The organism is Bradyrhizobium sp. BLXBL-03, assembly GCF_051853015.1.
Lineage (GTDB): Bacteria > Pseudomonadota > Alphaproteobacteria > Rhizobiales > Xanthobacteraceae > Bradyrhizobium > Bradyrhizobium manausense.
In genome coordinates, this window is sequence record NZ_CP182470.1 from 5,271,882 (window position 1) to 5,286,578 (window position 14,697).

17 protein-coding genes are annotated in these 14,697 nt (G+C 63.1%); 3 read left to right on the top strand and 14 right to left on the bottom strand.

Annotated elements, in window-relative coordinates; translation table 11 throughout:
* Positions 1–10: 10 nt before the first annotated feature.
* The 3 genes from ACNJX9_RS25435 to ACNJX9_RS25445 all read right to left on the bottom strand — a co-directional run bounded on the left by ACNJX9_RS25435 (position 11) and on the right by ACNJX9_RS25445 (position 2,967).
* On the bottom strand, positions 11–1,468 hold the full coding sequence (locus ACNJX9_RS25435; protein ID WP_439404772.1) for an NAD-dependent succinate-semialdehyde dehydrogenase: 1,458 nt from the start codon (positions 1,466–1,468) through the stop codon (positions 11–13).
* Between the two features lie 205 nt (positions 1,469–1,673).
* The gene (locus tag ACNJX9_RS25440) at positions 1,674–2,030 is read right to left on the bottom strand and encodes a cupin domain-containing protein (RefSeq protein WP_057758522.1); all 357 of its coding nucleotides are present in this window, start codon (positions 2,028–2,030) and stop codon (positions 1,674–1,676) included.
* 13 nt (positions 2,031–2,043) lie between these two features.
* Positions 2,044–2,967 carry a 2-hydroxyacid dehydrogenase gene (locus ACNJX9_RS25445; protein ID WP_439404773.1) on the bottom strand — a complete coding sequence of 308 codons (924 nt, stop codon included), beginning with the start codon at positions 2,965–2,967 and terminating at the stop codon, positions 2,044–2,046.
* 326 nt (positions 2,968–3,293) lie between these two features.
* Here ACNJX9_RS25445 and ACNJX9_RS25450 point away from each other — a divergent pair, with 326 nt between their 5' ends.
* Complete coding sequence (locus tag ACNJX9_RS25450; RefSeq protein ID WP_057758526.1) at positions 3,294–4,172, top strand: GNAT family N-acetyltransferase; 879 nt, start codon at positions 3,294–3,296, stop codon at positions 4,170–4,172.
* 52 nt (positions 4,173–4,224) lie between these two features.
* Here the strand turns inward: ACNJX9_RS25450 and ACNJX9_RS25455 are convergent, their stop codons facing one another.
* The 11 genes from ACNJX9_RS25455 to dapA form a co-directional block, all read right to left on the bottom strand.
* Positions 4,225–5,178: a dihydrodipicolinate synthase family protein gene (locus ACNJX9_RS25455; RefSeq protein ID WP_439404775.1), complete on the bottom strand. Its 954-nt coding sequence runs from the start codon at positions 5,176–5,178 to the stop codon at positions 4,225–4,227.
* Positions 5,179–5,967 (bottom strand): amino acid ABC transporter ATP-binding protein, encoded by a 789-nt coding sequence (locus ACNJX9_RS25460; protein WP_409363885.1) that lies wholly within the window; start codon positions 5,965–5,967, stop codon positions 5,179–5,181.
* Positions 5,964–6,695: an amino acid ABC transporter permease gene (locus ACNJX9_RS25465; RefSeq protein WP_271621076.1), complete on the bottom strand. Its 732-nt coding sequence runs from the start codon at positions 6,693–6,695 to the stop codon at positions 5,964–5,966. The genes ACNJX9_RS25460 and ACNJX9_RS25465 overlap by 4 nt, the downstream gene beginning before the upstream one ends.
* 19 nt (positions 6,696–6,714) lie before the next feature.
* A complete protein-coding gene (locus ACNJX9_RS25470) occupies positions 6,715–7,551 on the bottom strand; it encodes an ABC transporter substrate-binding protein (protein WP_439404778.1) in 837 nt (278 codons plus the stop codon).
* Positions 7,552–7,666: 115 nt separating this feature from the next.
* Positions 7,667–7,969 (bottom strand): DUF4286 family protein, encoded by a 303-nt coding sequence (locus ACNJX9_RS25475; protein ID WP_057758532.1) that lies wholly within the window; start codon positions 7,967–7,969, stop codon positions 7,667–7,669.
* A gap of 10 nt (positions 7,970–7,979) precedes the next feature.
* Complete coding sequence (locus ACNJX9_RS25480; protein ID WP_439404780.1) at positions 7,980–8,921, bottom strand: dihydrodipicolinate synthase family protein; 942 nt, start codon at positions 8,919–8,921, stop codon at positions 7,980–7,982.
* Positions 8,922–8,929: 8 nt separating this feature from the next.
* Positions 8,930–9,361, bottom strand: coding sequence for a MaoC/PaaZ C-terminal domain-containing protein (locus tag ACNJX9_RS25485; protein WP_057758536.1), 432 nt, complete (start codon positions 9,359–9,361; stop codon positions 8,930–8,932).
* Between the two features lie 3 nt (positions 9,362–9,364).
* Positions 9,365–9,772 carry a MaoC/PaaZ C-terminal domain-containing protein gene (locus ACNJX9_RS25490; RefSeq protein ID WP_439404782.1) on the bottom strand — a complete coding sequence of 136 codons (408 nt, stop codon included), beginning with the start codon at positions 9,770–9,772 and terminating at the stop codon, positions 9,365–9,367.
* A 10-nt stretch (positions 9,773–9,782) separates the two neighbouring features.
* The gene (locus ACNJX9_RS25495) at positions 9,783–10,946 is read right to left on the bottom strand and encodes an acyl-CoA dehydrogenase family protein (RefSeq protein ID WP_439404783.1); all 1,164 of its coding nucleotides are present in this window, start codon (positions 10,944–10,946) and stop codon (positions 9,783–9,785) included.
* Positions 10,946–12,133, bottom strand: coding sequence for a CaiB/BaiF CoA transferase family protein (locus tag ACNJX9_RS25500; protein ID WP_439404785.1), 1,188 nt, complete (start codon positions 12,131–12,133; stop codon positions 10,946–10,948). The genes ACNJX9_RS25495 and ACNJX9_RS25500 overlap by 1 nt, the downstream gene beginning before the upstream one ends.
* A gap of 13 nt (positions 12,134–12,146) precedes the next feature.
* Positions 12,147–13,055: a 4-hydroxy-tetrahydrodipicolinate synthase gene (gene dapA, locus ACNJX9_RS25505; protein ID WP_439410126.1), complete on the bottom strand. Its 909-nt coding sequence runs from the start codon at positions 13,053–13,055 to the stop codon at positions 12,147–12,149.
* A 184-nt stretch (positions 13,056–13,239) separates the two neighbouring features.
* Here dapA and ACNJX9_RS25510 point away from each other — a divergent pair, with 184 nt between their 5' ends.
* Both ACNJX9_RS25510 and ACNJX9_RS25515 read left to right on the top strand, forming a co-directional pair.
* The gene (locus tag ACNJX9_RS25510; RefSeq protein WP_439404787.1) at positions 13,240–14,325 is read left to right on the top strand and encodes a LacI family DNA-binding transcriptional regulator; all 1,086 of its coding nucleotides are present in this window, start codon (positions 13,240–13,242) and stop codon (positions 14,323–14,325) included.
* Positions 14,326–14,328: 3 nt separating this feature from the next.
* Positions 14,329–14,697, top strand: coding sequence for a tautomerase family protein (locus ACNJX9_RS25515; RefSeq protein WP_057758544.1), 369 nt, complete (start codon positions 14,329–14,331; stop codon positions 14,695–14,697).

Sequence of the window (14,697 nt, forward strand, 5' to 3'; positions counted from 1 at the left end):
GATAGGCCGCTCAGTACAGGCCGCCGACATGAAGCGCCTTGGTCTCGAGATATTCTTCCATCCCAAGCTGGGATCCCTCGCGTCCGAGGCCCGACTGCTTGACGCCGCCGAACGGCGCCACCTCGGTCGAGATCAGGCCGGTGTTCAGGCCGACCATGCCGAACTCGAGCGCCTCGGCAACACGCCATGAGCGTTTGAGGTTTTCAGTATAGAAATAGGCGGCAAGGCCGAATGGAGTGCCATTTGCGATCGCAATCGCCTCGTCCTCGGTCTCGAAGCGGAAAAGCGGTGCGACCGGCCCGAAGGTCTCCTCTGAAGCCAGCAGCATCTCGGTGGTTGCGCCGCCGAGTACGACAGGGCGGGCATATTGCCGACCCTCCGGCACCGCCCCACTCTCCGCGATGATCTTTGCGCCCTTGTTCAGGGCGTCCGTGACGTGCCGCTTGATCTTCTCGATCGCCGCGCCATTGATCATCGGCCCAATCGCAACGTCGTCTGCCGTGCCGGGACCGACCTTCATTTTTGCGACCTGGCTGGCAAGCTTCCGGCCGAAGGCGTCGTAAATGCCGGATTGAACCAGAATGCGATTGCAGCAGACGCACGTTTGCCCGCCATTGCGGAATTTTGACGCAATCGCCCCCTCGACCGCCCGGTCGATATCGGCATCGTCAAAAACGATGAACGGCGCGTTGCCACCGAGCTCAAGGCTCAGTCTCTTGATGTTGTCGGCGGCGCCTTTCATCAGCAAAGCGCCGACGCGGGTCGATCCGGTGAACGAGATCTTGCGGACGGTTTCGTTGGCCATCAGCTCCGCGCCAATGTCTGCCGGCATGCCCGTCACGATGTTGATCACGCCCGCCGGAATTCCGGCCCGCTCAGCCAGAACAGCAATGGCGAGAGCTGAAAAAGGCGTAAATTCGGAAGGTTTGATGACGACTGTGCAGCCCGCGGCAAGCGCTGGTGCCACCTTGCGCGTGATCATCGCGTTGGGGAAATTCCAGGGCGTGATGATCCCGCAGACGCCGACGGGCTCTTTCAGCACCAGAATGCGACGATCGGCTGCGGGCGCCGGGATAGTCGATCCGTTGATGCGGCGGGCCTCTTCGGCAAACCATTTGACGAAGGATGCGCCATAACGGATTTCTCCGAGCGATTCCGCCAATGGCTTGCCCTGTTCCAGCGTGAGCAGAAGCGCCAAATCCTGCTCATGGCGTCGCATGAGCTCATACCAATGCTCCAGCAGCGCGGCACGCTCTGCATGAGCCTTTGCCTTCCAGTGCTTGAACGCAGCGGCCGCAGCCTCGATTGCCGCCCTGGTCTCGTCTCGGCCCATGTCGGGGATGGTGCCAAGGACTTTCTGGCTGGCAGGATCGATGACATCAACGGTGGCTTTCGTGCTCGCATCTCGCCAGTTGCCGCTGATCAGCGCTTGCTGGCGAAACAGATCCTTGTCCTTCAACGCAATCATGGGCTTGCTCCTTGGCTTCAGGCCCGGCCTCACCATCACCGTCTGATTTGCGCGTGGCGAGACGAAGCCGTCTCATGCGAGCAGTACAGGACGGAACGCCGCATTTTTCATCGAGAATGAAGTGTCTTGCCGCGTTGAATCTGGTTAGGCGCGGTCCCGGAGGTCGAATATTCTGAAGGCTGCTAGTGCTGCCCTCAACGTTGTCTCAATCATAATGGCAGACGTAGATCTTTCGCACGGTCTCGATCGTCCGCCAGACCCCGACGAAGCCGGGCTTCATCACAAAGCTGTCGCCGGCGCGGTACCTCCTGGTCTCACCCCCCTTTTCCTCGATTTCGATGACGCCCGAGAGAATGTGGCAGAACTCGAAGGTGGTGCCCTTGATGGAATGGGTCTCGCCCGGCGTTGCTTCCCAGACGCCGGTCAGCACCTTCTCGCCTTTCGAGGCGTCCTGAGCCCAGGTCTTGAACGATGGATTGCCGGAAATGAGCCGTTCCGGGGCGGGCAATGCGTTCTTCGGTGCGAAGTCCGGATTGGTGTCGATGGTGATCAGAAGTGACATGGCGCGTTTCCTGTTAGTAGCCAAGTGCTCGATCGACAAGGCCGATCGGATTTTGTCCAGCACGGTGCAGCCGGATGTTCTCTATGACGGCTTGTGCTGCCGAATGCGGTTGCGTCACGGACGCGATATGCGGCGTGATGATCACCCTCGGATGAGACCAGAGTGGATGGCTTTCCGGCAGCGGCTCGGGATCGATGACGTCAAGCATCGCTGCTGCCAAATGCCCGCTGTCGAGCGCCTCGATCAATGCACCCTGGTCCAGCTGCGGGCCGCGGCCGACGTGTAGCAGCCTCGCTCCCGCTGGCAAAAGCGAGAAGAGCCTTGCGTTCAGGATACCGCTTGTTTGCTCCGTCAGGGGAAGAAGACAGACGAGGATATCGGTTCCTCGCAGGAAATCGCCAAGCTGGTCGTCCCCATGAAAGCAGGCGACTCCCTCGACCACCTTCTTGCTGCGGCTCCACGTGGCAAGGGAAGATCGAAACGGTTTCAAGCGGTCGATCGCGGCTTGCGCCAGCATGCCAAGGCCGAGGAAGCCAATACGCCGATCGGTCGCCTGGGACGTGGCTAGCGCTTGCCAAACGCCCCTGCTCTGCTGCTCCCGGTAGGCCACCATCTCGCGATGCAGCGTCAGCACGCCAAGGACGACGTATTCCTGCATCATGCGAACGATGCCATCCTCGACCATGCGCACGAGCTTTACATGACCAGGTATGGTCTCCGGCTTGAACTGGTCGACCCCAGCCCCTATGGAAAAGAGCAACTCCAGATTACAAAAGCGCGAGAGATCGTCGGGCGCGCTCCAGGTCAGCAGGTAGCGCACCTTTTCCGCGTCGAAATTTTCGCTGCAATGGTAAAATTCCAGATCGGGGAGCTCGCACGCAAAAGCCTTCCGGAAGATTGCCCCCCTGGCAGCATCAGAATTGAAAAGAAATGCCATCGATGCACGCCCCTGCCCCGCCCGGCATGTCGACGATGCCGGGAAAAGCGATTAGCCTTGCAAGACTCTCTTGGGGATTCACGGCGATCCGCTCTGCCTGCACAGTTCTTGCCGAACACCGAGAGGGTAGCTGCAAGCCGGAGCTTTCCCTGCCGAATTACGTTGCAAGACAGGCCGAAGATTTCGAAAAGAAGGCCCAAACAGGCGAAACCTGCTGGCTTTCCGTGCGATAGTGCGGCGAAATGCGCCCGCTGTCCATTTTGGCGGGAGAGAAAAGGCGCGATGTGCGAGAGATTGGCATCCCGCGAAGGAATGGACGAGTCGAGATGGGACGAACGGTACGCGTGAAGTCCTTTGAACTGGCTGCGAAAGACGTCAACGACGTTGATGTGAAGCTGCTCCACGCGCTCTCGGCTGGGGTCGGCTGGCCGCATCGGCCCAAGGATTGGGATTTCTTGCGCCGCGCAGGCCACGGGATCGTAGCCGTTGATGGCATAGGACGCGTCTTCGGCAGCGCGATGTGGTTTCCATATGGCCGTGAATTCGCGACCATTGGCCTCGTGATCACATCGCCTCGAACCCAGGCTCAGGGTACTGGCCGTTGGCTTATGGAGCAGGTGTTCGAGCGGTGCGGCAACCGGAATTTGAGCCTCAACTCGACCGATGCCGCGTATCACCTATATCTTTCGCTGGGCTTCACGAAGGAGGCCACGGTGTATCAGTGGCAAGGCGAGGTCGTGTCACCACTTCCGCCAGTGCCGGCGCTGGATGGTGAATTGAGCCCGCTGTCCACCGACGATATCGAAGCGATCGCGGCACTGGACGAGCGCGCGTTCGGAGCCAACCGTCACAAGCTGCTTGCACTGCTTTCCGAAGGCGCGTCAATCTTCGTCCTGCGCCGCGGCGGTGAGACCGTCGGTTATTCCATGAAGCGCGAATTCGGGCGCGGTCATGTGATCGGCCCGATCGTCGCCAGCAATGATTGTGACGCGATCCATCTTACGGCCGTCCATCTCAAGGATCTCGCCGGAAGGTTCGCCCGCGTGGATACGCGGGAGCAAACGGGCCTGTTTGCGGACTTCCTTCAACAGAGCCGCCTCGGGATGCAGGACACCGTCACGACCATGTCCAAGGGACGGCGATTCCTGAACCGAAAGGAAAACGAGCCGTGGGTCTACGGATTGGCCGGTCACGCCTTGAGCTGAAGCTGTGAAGCGCTTCGTCAATTGAAGGTTGGCGCGCAGCGTTCTTCGTTTCCTAGAGTACGCCGGTGATCCGGAGCGCCTGTTCGAGTGCTCGCAACTCGTTTGGCGTGGCCGAGGGCTGCGGCGGTCGTACTGCGTCACACGAAAGACGTCCAAGCAATTTCAGGCACGCCTTGAGCCGCGCCGTCGCCCGTCCTCCCGGCGCATTGCGATAGATCGCGACAGCAAGGGGATAGAGCTTCTCATGCGCGGCGCGCGCCCGCGGCCAGTCGCCTGCCTCGGCCGCATCCCAGAGGCTGACGACAAGCTCCGGCACCACGCAGGCGAGGCTGACCTGGCTGCCGGCCGAGCCGACGAGATAGCTCGTCAGCAGATGTTCGTCGCCGGAGCCGAGCACGACGAAGTCCGGACGCAGCCGGCGGATCAGCCGCGAGTTCTGCTCGTACGTCGCAACCTCCCAGCTGCCCTCCTTGATCGCAACGAAGCGAGGATCTACGACGAGCCGTTCCAGCAGCGACGGGACGTAGGCCATCGCGCCCGCGCCGACGGGCGCGGCATAGAGCATCAGCGCTGCGGCCGTCGCATCGCGGATCCGGCGGTGATGCTCGATCACGCAGTCATCGGCATGGCCGAGCGCCCAGCTGTTGGGAGGAAACACCAGCAGCCCATCCGCGCCGGCCCTCTCCAGCGCAGCCGCCTCGCGCGCGGCCTCGAGGCTCGATTCATGATTGACCCCCGAAACAATCAGGCAGTCCTCCGGCGCGTGTCGACGCGCCAGCTCCACGACTCGCAGTTTCTCGGCCAGCGACAGAACGAAATTCTCGCCGGCATGACCGTTGACGAGGAGCCCATTTATGCCGGGCGTGCAGGCGACTGCGGCGAGATGGGCTGAGAGTTGCGCCTCATCCACGGCGAAATCGGCCGTCATCGGGACGATCGTGGCGGCGTGGATGCCGCGCAGGCGCGCGCCAAATGTTTGCGTCATGTCGCCGGATACGGCCGCCATCTAGTGAATGATCTGGTCGAGGAATGTCCGCGCCCGCTCCGACTTCGGATGCTTGAAGAATTCCTCAGGCGCGGCCTGCTCGACCACCTTGCCCTCGTTCATGAACACGATGCGGTCGGCAACCTCACGGGCAAAGCCCATTTCATGGGTCACGCACAGCATGGTCATGCCCTCTTCGGCGAGCTTCTTCATCGTCTCCAGCACCTCCTTGACCATCTCAGGATCGAGCGCCGAGGTCGGCTCGTCGAACAGCATGATCTTGGGACGCATGCAGAGTGCCCGCGCGATGGCGACGCGCTGCTGCTGGCCGCCCGAGAGCTGCCCAGGATATTTCTCGGCCTGGTCCGGAATCCGGACCTTCGTCAGGAAATGCATGGCGAGGTCCTTGGCCTCCGCCTCGCTCATGCCGTTCGCGGTCATTGGCGCCAGAGTGCAATTCTCCAGCACCGTCATGTGCGGGAACAGATTGAAGCTCTGGAATACCATGCCGGTGTCGCGTCTGACCGCATCGATGTTCTTGCGTTGATGGTCGAGTTCGACGCCGTTGACGTAGATCAGCCCCTCGTCGTGCTTCTCGATGTGGTTGATGCAGCGGATGAGCGTCGACTTGCCCGAGCCGGAGGGACCACAGACAACGATCTTCTCGCCCTTGGCGACCTTGAGATCGACCTCGTTCAACGCCGTGAAGTCACCATAGTGCTTGTAGACCGCCTCCATGCGCACCGCAGGTACCTCGCGGAGCTGCGGCTGCACTGTTGCACGTTCCGTCATCATCGGTGTCTGGCTCATGCCCGGGCCTCCGCGCTCGCCCGCGTGACCGGCGCCGCCGTCGCGACCTTCCTGGATTTCGCAACGCTCGACCGTCCGAAATGCTTCTCGAGCCGGCGCTGCACCGCATCCCAGACGGATGTGAGGATCAGGTAATAGGCGGTCGCGGCCGCATAGACTTCGAGGATCTGGAAATGCTCCTGCATCAGCATGTCACTGCGGCGCATCAGCTCCTCGACCGAGATCACCGAAGCAAGCGAGGTCGCCTTCAACAGCGAGTTGATGGAGTTGCCGAGCGGCGGGATCATCAGCCGGAATGCCTGCGGCAGGGTGACGCGACGGAACGTCACCCATGGCGACAGGCTGAGTGCCCAGGCCGCTTCGCGTTGCCCCGCCGAGACGGCCATGAAGCCGCTGCGCACGATCTCGGCGAGATAGGCCGCCTCGTTGAGGATCAGGCCGACGAGTGCGCAGGTGATCACGGAGAACTTGATCCCGAGCTGCGGCAGCCCGCTGTAGATCACCACCAGCTGGATCAAGAGCGGCGTGCCGCGGAAGAACCAGATGTAGAGGCGCGCGGCACCCGCGAGCACCGGATTGGACGACATGCGCAATAGCGCGATGCCCATGCCGAGGATCAATCCGCCGACGACCGCCGCTACCGTCAAGCCGATGGTGACGAGCACTCCCTTCATCAGGAAGTAGTTGAAGAAGTAGCTGACGGCGGCCGTCAAACTGAAATGGCTCATCGGCTCGTCTCCGTTGATATCAGGCCGGACCGGGGCCGGCGATCGCAAGCGGCTGGTCGGCCGGCATGGCAGTCAGGCCGAACTTGTCGAACAGTGCCTGATAAAAGCCGTCAGCCCGCATCGCGTTGAGCGCCTTGACGACTGCGTCAACCACCATCTTGTTGCGGAAGCCTAGCGTCGTACGCGCGGTGCCGAGGCCGCTCAGCACTTCCTTGACGCGGCCCCGGCTGGTGAGATCGCGCGCGACACTATCGACCAGCAGCGCGTTATCCACTTGGCCCGCAAGCAGCGCGCTGACGACGTTGGTCGCGGTGGGGAACGTCCGCATCTCGACGGCGGCTCCACCCTTCGCAACGCTGGCGTCGCTGAGTTTCTTGAGCCAGTTCATCTGGTAGCTGCTGACCTCGACCGCGGATGATTTTCCGATCAGATCGTTTTCAGTAGCAATTTTTGTGCCGCTCTCGGGCGCAACCACGACCGAAATCGCCTGAATGGCGTAGGGCACCATGTACATCAGCTTGGAGCGCTCCTCGGTCCAGAACATGCCGGTGTCGATGCCATCGATGCGGGCGGCGTTGAGCGCAGGAATCATCGCCGGAAAATCCATCCGGACGAGTTCGATCGGAAGACACAACCGCTTGCCGAGCTCGGCGGCGAGTTCCACGTTGAGCCCCTGCAACTGCCCGTCCTTGTCGACGAATTGCTGCGGCGGATTGGTCGGGTTGATGGAGAGCTGCAGTTTACCGGGCGCGATCAGATTGTCATCGGTGATCGCGGGCGTACACGCGGCATGCGCGGACGCGGATGCGAGAACGAGTACGGCAGCAGCACCGAAGCGAAGCAGTGTCGAGACCATGAATACCTCCAGTAAGTCGCCAATAACCGATCCCTCTTCCGGAATTCCCTCAACGTTTCTTGGATGCGGCCGGCCGGATCTTGCGATCCAACAGGCAGCATCGTCTTCGAGCTGCTCAGGCCGGTCCCGACATCGGCCTCAGCTGGATGCGCATGAAATTCTTCACCAGAGATTCAAACGGACCAAAACCTTTCACCTTCAGGAACTCCGGTGTCTCGAATGCCCATCGTCCCGCGACTTCGTACATCGCGGCGTATTTCGGCCCGTCGCCGATAGAGACGAAGCGCCTTGCCGAGAGCCAGCCGGGACAGGCGAGCAGATCGGGAAAGTGCTTCTGCTCGTACCAGGTGTTGAACGCGGCCTCGTGCTCCGGATCGATGTCGACCCGCACGATATGGATGAAGGCTTCGTCCGGCACGCACCGTCCCTCATGCCAGACGAATGTCGTCGGCCGCGCGCGCGGCACCGACGGTGGTTGCGATGGCGTCGCACAGCGCTGGTAGAACCGGCAGCAGCGGCGGACGCGGATCGGCGTTGCGGATCAGGCCGAGCGCCTTCAGCCCGACCTTCATGCGCGTGTGCATGTCCATGATCGGCGCAGGCCCATAGATCGACCGCACGATCGGATAGAGCCGCTCGTTGACGGCGCGCATCGCCTTGAGGTCGTCGGCGAGCGCAGCCTGCCACAGCTCCGCGAACAAATGCGGTGCGAGGCTGACCAGGCCGGAGAGAACGCCGTCGCCGCCGACGGCGAGTTGCGGCAGGAACCAGTTGAAGTTCGACGGCAGGATGGCGACAGTAGCGTCGGCCTGCTTCACCGCCCGCCGGTTCTCGTCATAGGCCAGCATGGTATCGCTGCCTTCCTTGACGGCGATGACGCTGTCGAGCGCTGCGATCTTCGCCAGCGTCTCCGGCGAATAGCCGAAGCCGGACGCTAGCGGATACTGGAAGATGGAGACCGGAATTCCGATCGCGGAGCTCACCGCCTGCACGAAAGCCAGCGGCGCGCGTGAGGTCGCCGATGCTCCGCCGCCCAGCGGCGCCGGTGGGAACAGCACGGCGCAATCGGCGCCGGCAGCTTCCGCGAGTTGCGCCTGATGGATCGCCTCCGCCGTGGAATGCGCGATGATGCCCGAAAGCAGCGGCTTGCCGCCGATCTGCCGGCGCGTCCGCGCGATCACCGCCTGCCGTTCATCATCCGAAAGCGAACCGCCCTCGCCCGCATGTCCGTTGACGAACACTGCCGCGATTCCGTCCGGAGAGGCGCAATAGTCGAGCAGGCGGGCATAACCGTCCCAGTCGATGGACAGATTATCCTTAAAGGGCAGCACGGTTGCGACCGTGACGCCACGTAAGTCGGGTTTCTTCATCGGCTTGCTCATGACGATTTGCGCCGCGGGAATTTCAGGCTCGCCCGCGCCTTCAGCACTTCCAGGCCGTTCTCGTTGCGCGCGCTCGCCTCCCAGATGATGGTGCGGGTCTCATCGAGTTGCTCGGCGATCCAGACGTCGAAGGTGAGCGTGTCGCCGTAGAACACGGGACCAGTGAACCAGAAGCGGTCCTCTACCGAGACCCCGATGGTGCCAACCAGTTCAGAGGTGAGGATGCTGGTGCAGAGGCCCGCGACCATGATCCCTGGCGCCAGCCGGCGACCGAAGCGCGTCGCGCCGGCATAGACCTCATCGACGTGAACCGGGCCAAAATCGCCGGTGGCGGCGATATAGAGCGCGCCGTCGGCCTCGGTGATGGTCTTGCTCAGGCTGACCCTGTCATTCACCTTGAGATCATCAAAGGATTTTGGCTCGTACATGGCTCAGCCCTTGGCAAAGGGAACCAGTGTCGCGGTGCCGTCCACCACGGTCGCGCCTGAGGGTGACAGCGTGCAGGTAACGCGACAGACCGCATCATCGCCATCAACGGAGACGATCTCGGCCCTGGCCTCGACGGACTCGCCGACGATCATCGGCGCGGCAAAGTTCAGCGCGATGCTGCCGATCCGCCGTGTCGGTCCGCCGAGCTGGCTGAGACAGGTGGAAGCGAGACCGCCGACGGCGAGCTCGAAGGCAACCATGTTGGCGGCGCCGACCTTCCTGGCGCGAACGGCATCGACGTAGAGACCGCCGAGATTGCCGCTGATTCCCGTGAACATCGCCTGTTCGGCAACGGTCATAGTCTTGCGGAACGCGAACGCAGCGCCGGGCTTGAGAGGTGCGTGAGCCATGAAACGCTTCCTAGAGCTGCAAGCCGTTCTTGATGGTGCTGCGCGCAACCAGCATGCGGTGGACTTCGGAGGTGCCGTCATAGATGCGGGTGACGCGGGCGTCGCGATACATGCGCTCCAAAGGCAGATCCTTGCTGAATCCCATGCCGCCGAACACCTGGATGGCGCGGTCGACCACGCGGCCTTGCATCTCGGAGGCCGCGACCTTGATCATCGAGACCTTGTCGCGCGCATCCCGGCCCTGGTCGATGTCCCAGGCGGCGTTCAGCACCATCATCTTGGCGCCAAAGATCTCGGTGGCGGAATCGGCAATCAGCTTCTGCACCATCTGGAAGTCGCCGATGAGCTGGCCGAACTGGCGACGCTCGCCGGCGTGCTTGCGCATCATCTCCAGCGCGCGCTGCGCCATGCCGACGGCGCGGGCGCCGATATGGGCGAGCCGGATCTGCAGCACGCTCTGCATGATCAGCTTGAAGCCGCCGCCGATCTCGCCGAGCACGGCCGCCTTGGGAATGCGGCAGTTCTCGAAGCTCAGCTCGGCATGGCCATAGCCCCGATGGCCCATCATCGGCTGGGTGCGCGCGACCTTGAAGCCGGCCGTAGCTCGGTCGACCAGGAACAGCGTGATGCCGCCCCGCGCCCGCTTCTCCTTGTCGGTCAGCGCCATCAGGATCACGTAGTCGGCAATGTCGCCGTCGCTGATGAAATGCTTGGTGCCGTTGAGGACCCACTGATCGCCGTCGAGCTGAGCGGTCGTGCTGATCGACGCCGCGTCTGAGCCGGCGCCCGGCTCGGTGATCGCCATGGCGCAGATCTTGTCGCCCTTCACCGTCGGCAGCAGATAGCGCTCGACCTGATCGCCCTTGCACGCCATCAGCATCGGATAGACCTGGCCGAACACCCGGCGGATCAGCGCGTCCGAGGTCTTGCCGAATTCCTCCTCGACCAGGCAATGCTCGACGCAAGACAGCCCGCCGCCGCCGACATCGGCCGGCATGTTCATGGCGTAAAGGCCGAGCTTCTGCGCCTTGGCCTTGGTCACCGCCAGCGCATCCGCCGGCACTTTGGCTGTCTGTTCGACAATATCTTCGAGCGGCTGCACCTCCGTCTCGACGAAACGCCGGACGGTGTCGACCAACAGGCGGGTCTCCTCGGGCAGCGAGAAATCGATCATCACGCCACTCCCACAGCTTTGCTGATGACCATCGCGTCGATCTCCGCCGCGCCGTAGCCGATCTCGCCAAGCACCTCGCGGGTCTGGGCGCCCAGTCGCTGCGGCACTAATCTCACCTCCGGCGTTTCGCCGTCATATCGCGCAGGATGCGCGACCATTCGGATCGGCGCGCCCCCTGAACTCTCGGCGCTCTTGAACGCGCCGAGATGGTTGAGCTGGGGATCGGAGACGAGGTCGCGATAATCCTGCACGGGCGCGTGCCAAACCCGCGCGGCTTCCAGCGCGGGCAGCCATTCCGCCGTCGGCTTCCGCTTCAACCGCGCGGCAACGATCCGCGTGATCTCCTCGCGCTTCGAGAAACTGTCACTCTCCCCGAACTGCTTCAGCTCTTCGCTGTCGAGCGCGACCGCGAGCGCCTTGGGCGACGCCATCGAGATTGCCATATGGCCGTCTGCCGTCGCGTGAATGCCATAGGGACCGGGGCTGAACCACGCCGCGATGCCGGCCGGCCCGCGGGGCGTCGGCGACGGCGCACCATTCAGCCAGGCGGTCAGCGGCTCGACCTGGAGATCGAGCGCGGCCTGATAGAGGTTGACCTCGACGAGCTGCCCCTTGCCGGACTTCGTCCGCGCGAACAGCGCCGCGAGAATACTCATCGCATAGAGCGAGGCGGCATGCTGATCGACAATGACGGCACCGACCGCCGTCGGTTCGCCATCGGCACGCCCCGTCCGCATTGCAAGGCCCGACATTGCCTGAAGTAGCAGGTCCTGGCCGGGACGATCCTTGTACGGCCCCTCCGATCCGAAGCCGGTGGCGACTGCATAGATCAAACCGGGGTTGATCGCCTTGAGTGTGTCGTAGCCGAGGCCGAGCTTGGCCATCGTGCCTGGCCTGAAATTCTCCATCACGACATCGGCGGTGGCGACCAGCTTCTTCACCGCGGCTATGCCATCGGGATGCTTGAGATCGACGGCGAGGCTGCGCTTGTTACGCCCCGTGGCCAGATGATTGACGCTGTCGCCCGCGACGAAGTGGTTGGCGACCGCCCAGTTGCGCTGGAACGCGCCCTCGATCGGCTCGACTGTGATGACGTCGGCGCCGAGATCGGCCAAGGTCTGCGCCGCCAACGGGCCTGCGAGATAGTGATTGAAGCTGAGGATCTTGACGCCGTCGAGCAGGTTCATCCGTTCACCTCATTCAAGCAGCCGCAACCGGCGCGCCGCGCCACGCGAGATCGAACGTCTTGACTAGGGCGCGCGCGGCCGCATCCTGTGCTGCCGGCAGCGGCAGACGCGGGGGGCGCGGGTAGCCGGCTGCAAAACCCATGTGGTTGAGCAGCGCCTTGCTGCCGGCGACGTAGGCCTGGCCGCCGACGAATTCGATTACCGGCAGGTATTTGAGATAGAGCTCGTGCGCCTCCTTAATCGCGCCGTGGTCGGCGACAAGGCTGAAGATGCGGGCCATTTCCGTCGGGACCACGTTGGAGGCCACCGCCACCCAGCCCTGCGCGCCCTCGACGAAGGATTCGAAGCCGAGGATGCCGCCGAACACGGTCATCCTGTCACCGCAGAGGCGGACGATGTCGCGCACGCGCGTTACCTCCAGCGTCGACTCCTTGATATAGAGACAGTTGTCGATCTCGGCGATGCGCGCCACCAGCTGCGGCTTGAGATCGACATTGGCGGTCGCCGGATTGTTGTAGACCATGATCGGCAGCGAGATCGCATCCGCCACCGTCTTGTAGTGGTGCACGAGTTCGTCGTCGGTCGGCGTCGAATAGAACGGCGGAATGATCATCACGCCGTCGGCGCCCAGTTTTTCGGCACGGCGGCTGAGGCGCACCACTTCGCGCGTATCTTCTGCCCCGGTGCCGATCAGTACCGGCACCCGGCCCCCGGCCTGGCGGATGACGACCTCCGCAACCAGCGTCTTCTCGTCATCGTCCATGGACAGGAACTCGCCGGTCGAGCCGAGCGGGATCAACCCATGAATGCCCGCCGCAATCTGCCAGTCGACGAAGGCGCGCAGTGCCGTCACGTCGACCTCGCCCGCTGCGGTGAACGGCGTGATCATAACGGTGTAGGTGCCGCGGAACGTCTTCATCAGGGAGCTGCCGGGTGTTCAGGTGAATTCGGAGGACAGGCGCGGTCTGCCGAATATCCGCACGATTTATGCAATCGTTTGCATAATTGGCTCTGCATTGAGCAACACCATCCATTTTTTGAGCTTGCTCGGCGTGGAATAAGCTCATAGCGTTTCTGCAATCGTTTGCAGTCTATCGGCAGGTTTGATGAGCGTCACGCTCAAAGATGTGGCACTGGCGGCCCGCGTTTCAGTCAGCACTGCTTCCCGAGCGCTGACAGGAACCGGCCTGACCAGCGAACGCACGCAACAGCGTCTGGCGCGCATCGCGCGCGAGCTCGGCTACCGGCCGAACCCGATCGCGCGCGGCCTCAAGACCGGACAGTCGCGGCTGGTCGCTCTTCTCATCCACAATCTCACCAACGCCTCGTTCCAGGTGATGGCCGAAGTGGTGCAAGCACGTCTGAAGGCGCTGGGTTATCAGATGCTTCTGTGCATCGGCGGCGACGATCCGCAAGCCGAGAGCGACACCCTCACCACGCTGGTCGATCACCGCATCGACGGGCTGATCGTGGTGCCCACGGGCAAGAACGGCGCGCAGCTCAAGACGCTCTCCAAGGACGTGCCCATCGTCTGCCTGGTGCGGCGCGACGACGCGACCGATCTCGAGACCGTGCTCGCCGACGATCCGCAAGGCGCCTATCTGGGCACTCGCCACCTGATCGAGCTCGGGCACAAGCGGATCGGGCTGATCGTCGGCCGCCAGGACACCACGTCGGGCCGCGAACGATTGTCCGGCTATGTCCGCGCCCTGCGTGAGGCCGGCATCGCCAGGGACGACACATTGATTCATGCCGGCCACTACGTCCCGGAGACTGGCGCGACCTACGCCCGCAAGCTGCTCGATCTCCCCCGGCCGCCGAGCGCGATCTTCGTTGCCAATCATGAGGCAACGCTCGGCGTGCTGCGGGTGACGGCGGAGCGAAACATCGCTATTCCCGACGATCTCTCGCTGCTCTGTTATGAAGACATGCCGTGGTTCGAATGGCATCGCCCGGCGATCAGCATTGTCGACAACGGCGCGCGGGATCTTGCCAATCTCGCCGTCGACCGGCTGTTGCATCGCATGGACGTCAAGGGCAACGGCAATGACGGGGTGCGCGAATATCGCGTCGGCGCCCGACTGATCAAGCGCGATTCCTGCCGCCAGATCGACGCCCCCGCCCCTGCTAGATCCGGCAAGTCCAAATCCTCTTCATCCAAACCGTCTGCGGCCAAATCCGCGAAGGCCTGACCGATGCCCTATGTCGAAGTACTCGCCCCGCAAGTTCCAAACCAGCGCAAGGCCGCGCTGGCGCGGTCGGTGACGGACGGCCTGATGTCGGCGTTCGGCGTCACCGCGGATACGGTCACGCTCTATTTCCTGAACATTGCGCCCGACGACTACGCTCATGCCGGCACGTTCGGCGCTCCCGCCAGCGGCCAGCGCATCTTGCTCAAGGTCCACGCCTTCCGCCGCAGCGAGGCCGAGCGGCGCGCCGCCGCCATCGCGCTGACCCGCGCCGTGTCCAGCGCCTATGGCGTGCCCGGCGACGACGTCGCGGTCTATTTCATCGACCGAGACCGCAGCGAAGTGTCCCACGATTCCAAACTGGCCAGCGACTGA

Bases quoted from the DNA above. Each gene is read 5' to 3' on its own strand.
- ACNJX9_RS25435 (WP_439404772.1), bottom strand. From the start codon at position 1,468: ATGATTGCGTTGAAGGACAAGGATCTGTTTCGCCAGCAAGCGCTGATC.
- ACNJX9_RS25440 (WP_057758522.1), bottom strand. From the start codon at position 2,030: ATGTCACTTCTGATCACCATCGACACCAATCCGGACTTCGCACCGAAG.
- ACNJX9_RS25445 (WP_439404773.1), bottom strand. From the start codon at position 2,967: ATGGCATTTCTTTTCAATTCTGATGCTGCCAGGGGGGCAATCTTCCGG.
- ACNJX9_RS25450 (WP_057758526.1), top strand. From the start codon at position 3,294: ATGGGACGAACGGTACGCGTGAAGTCCTTTGAACTGGCTGCGAAAGAC.
- ACNJX9_RS25455 (WP_439404775.1), bottom strand. From the start codon at position 5,178: ATGGCGGCCGTATCCGGCGACATGACGCAAACATTTGGCGCGCGCCTG.
- ACNJX9_RS25460 (WP_409363885.1), bottom strand. From the start codon at position 5,967: ATGAGCCAGACACCGATGATGACGGAACGTGCAACAGTGCAGCCGCAG.
- ACNJX9_RS25465 (WP_271621076.1), bottom strand. From the start codon at position 6,695: ATGAGCCATTTCAGTTTGACGGCCGCCGTCAGCTACTTCTTCAACTAC.
- ACNJX9_RS25470 (WP_439404778.1), bottom strand. From the start codon at position 7,551: ATGGTCTCGACACTGCTTCGCTTCGGTGCTGCTGCCGTACTCGTTCTC.
- ACNJX9_RS25480 (WP_439404780.1), bottom strand. From the start codon at position 8,921: ATGAAGAAACCCGACTTACGTGGCGTCACGGTCGCAACCGTGCTGCCC.
- ACNJX9_RS25485 (WP_057758536.1), bottom strand. From the start codon at position 9,361: ATGTACGAGCCAAAATCCTTTGATGATCTCAAGGTGAATGACAGGGTC.
- ACNJX9_RS25490 (WP_439404782.1), bottom strand. From the start codon at position 9,772: ATGGCTCACGCACCTCTCAAGCCCGGCGCTGCGTTCGCGTTCCGCAAG.
- ACNJX9_RS25495 (WP_439404783.1), bottom strand. From the start codon at position 10,946: ATGATCGATTTCTCGCTGCCCGAGGAGACCCGCCTGTTGGTCGACACC.
- ACNJX9_RS25500 (WP_439404785.1), bottom strand. From the start codon at position 12,133: ATGAACCTGCTCGACGGCGTCAAGATCCTCAGCTTCAATCACTATCTC.
- ACNJX9_RS25510 (WP_439404787.1), top strand. From the start codon at position 13,240: ATGAGCGTCACGCTCAAAGATGTGGCACTGGCGGCCCGCGTTTCAGTC.
- ACNJX9_RS25515 (WP_057758544.1), top strand. From the start codon at position 14,329: ATGCCCTATGTCGAAGTACTCGCCCCGCAAGTTCCAAACCAGCGCAAG.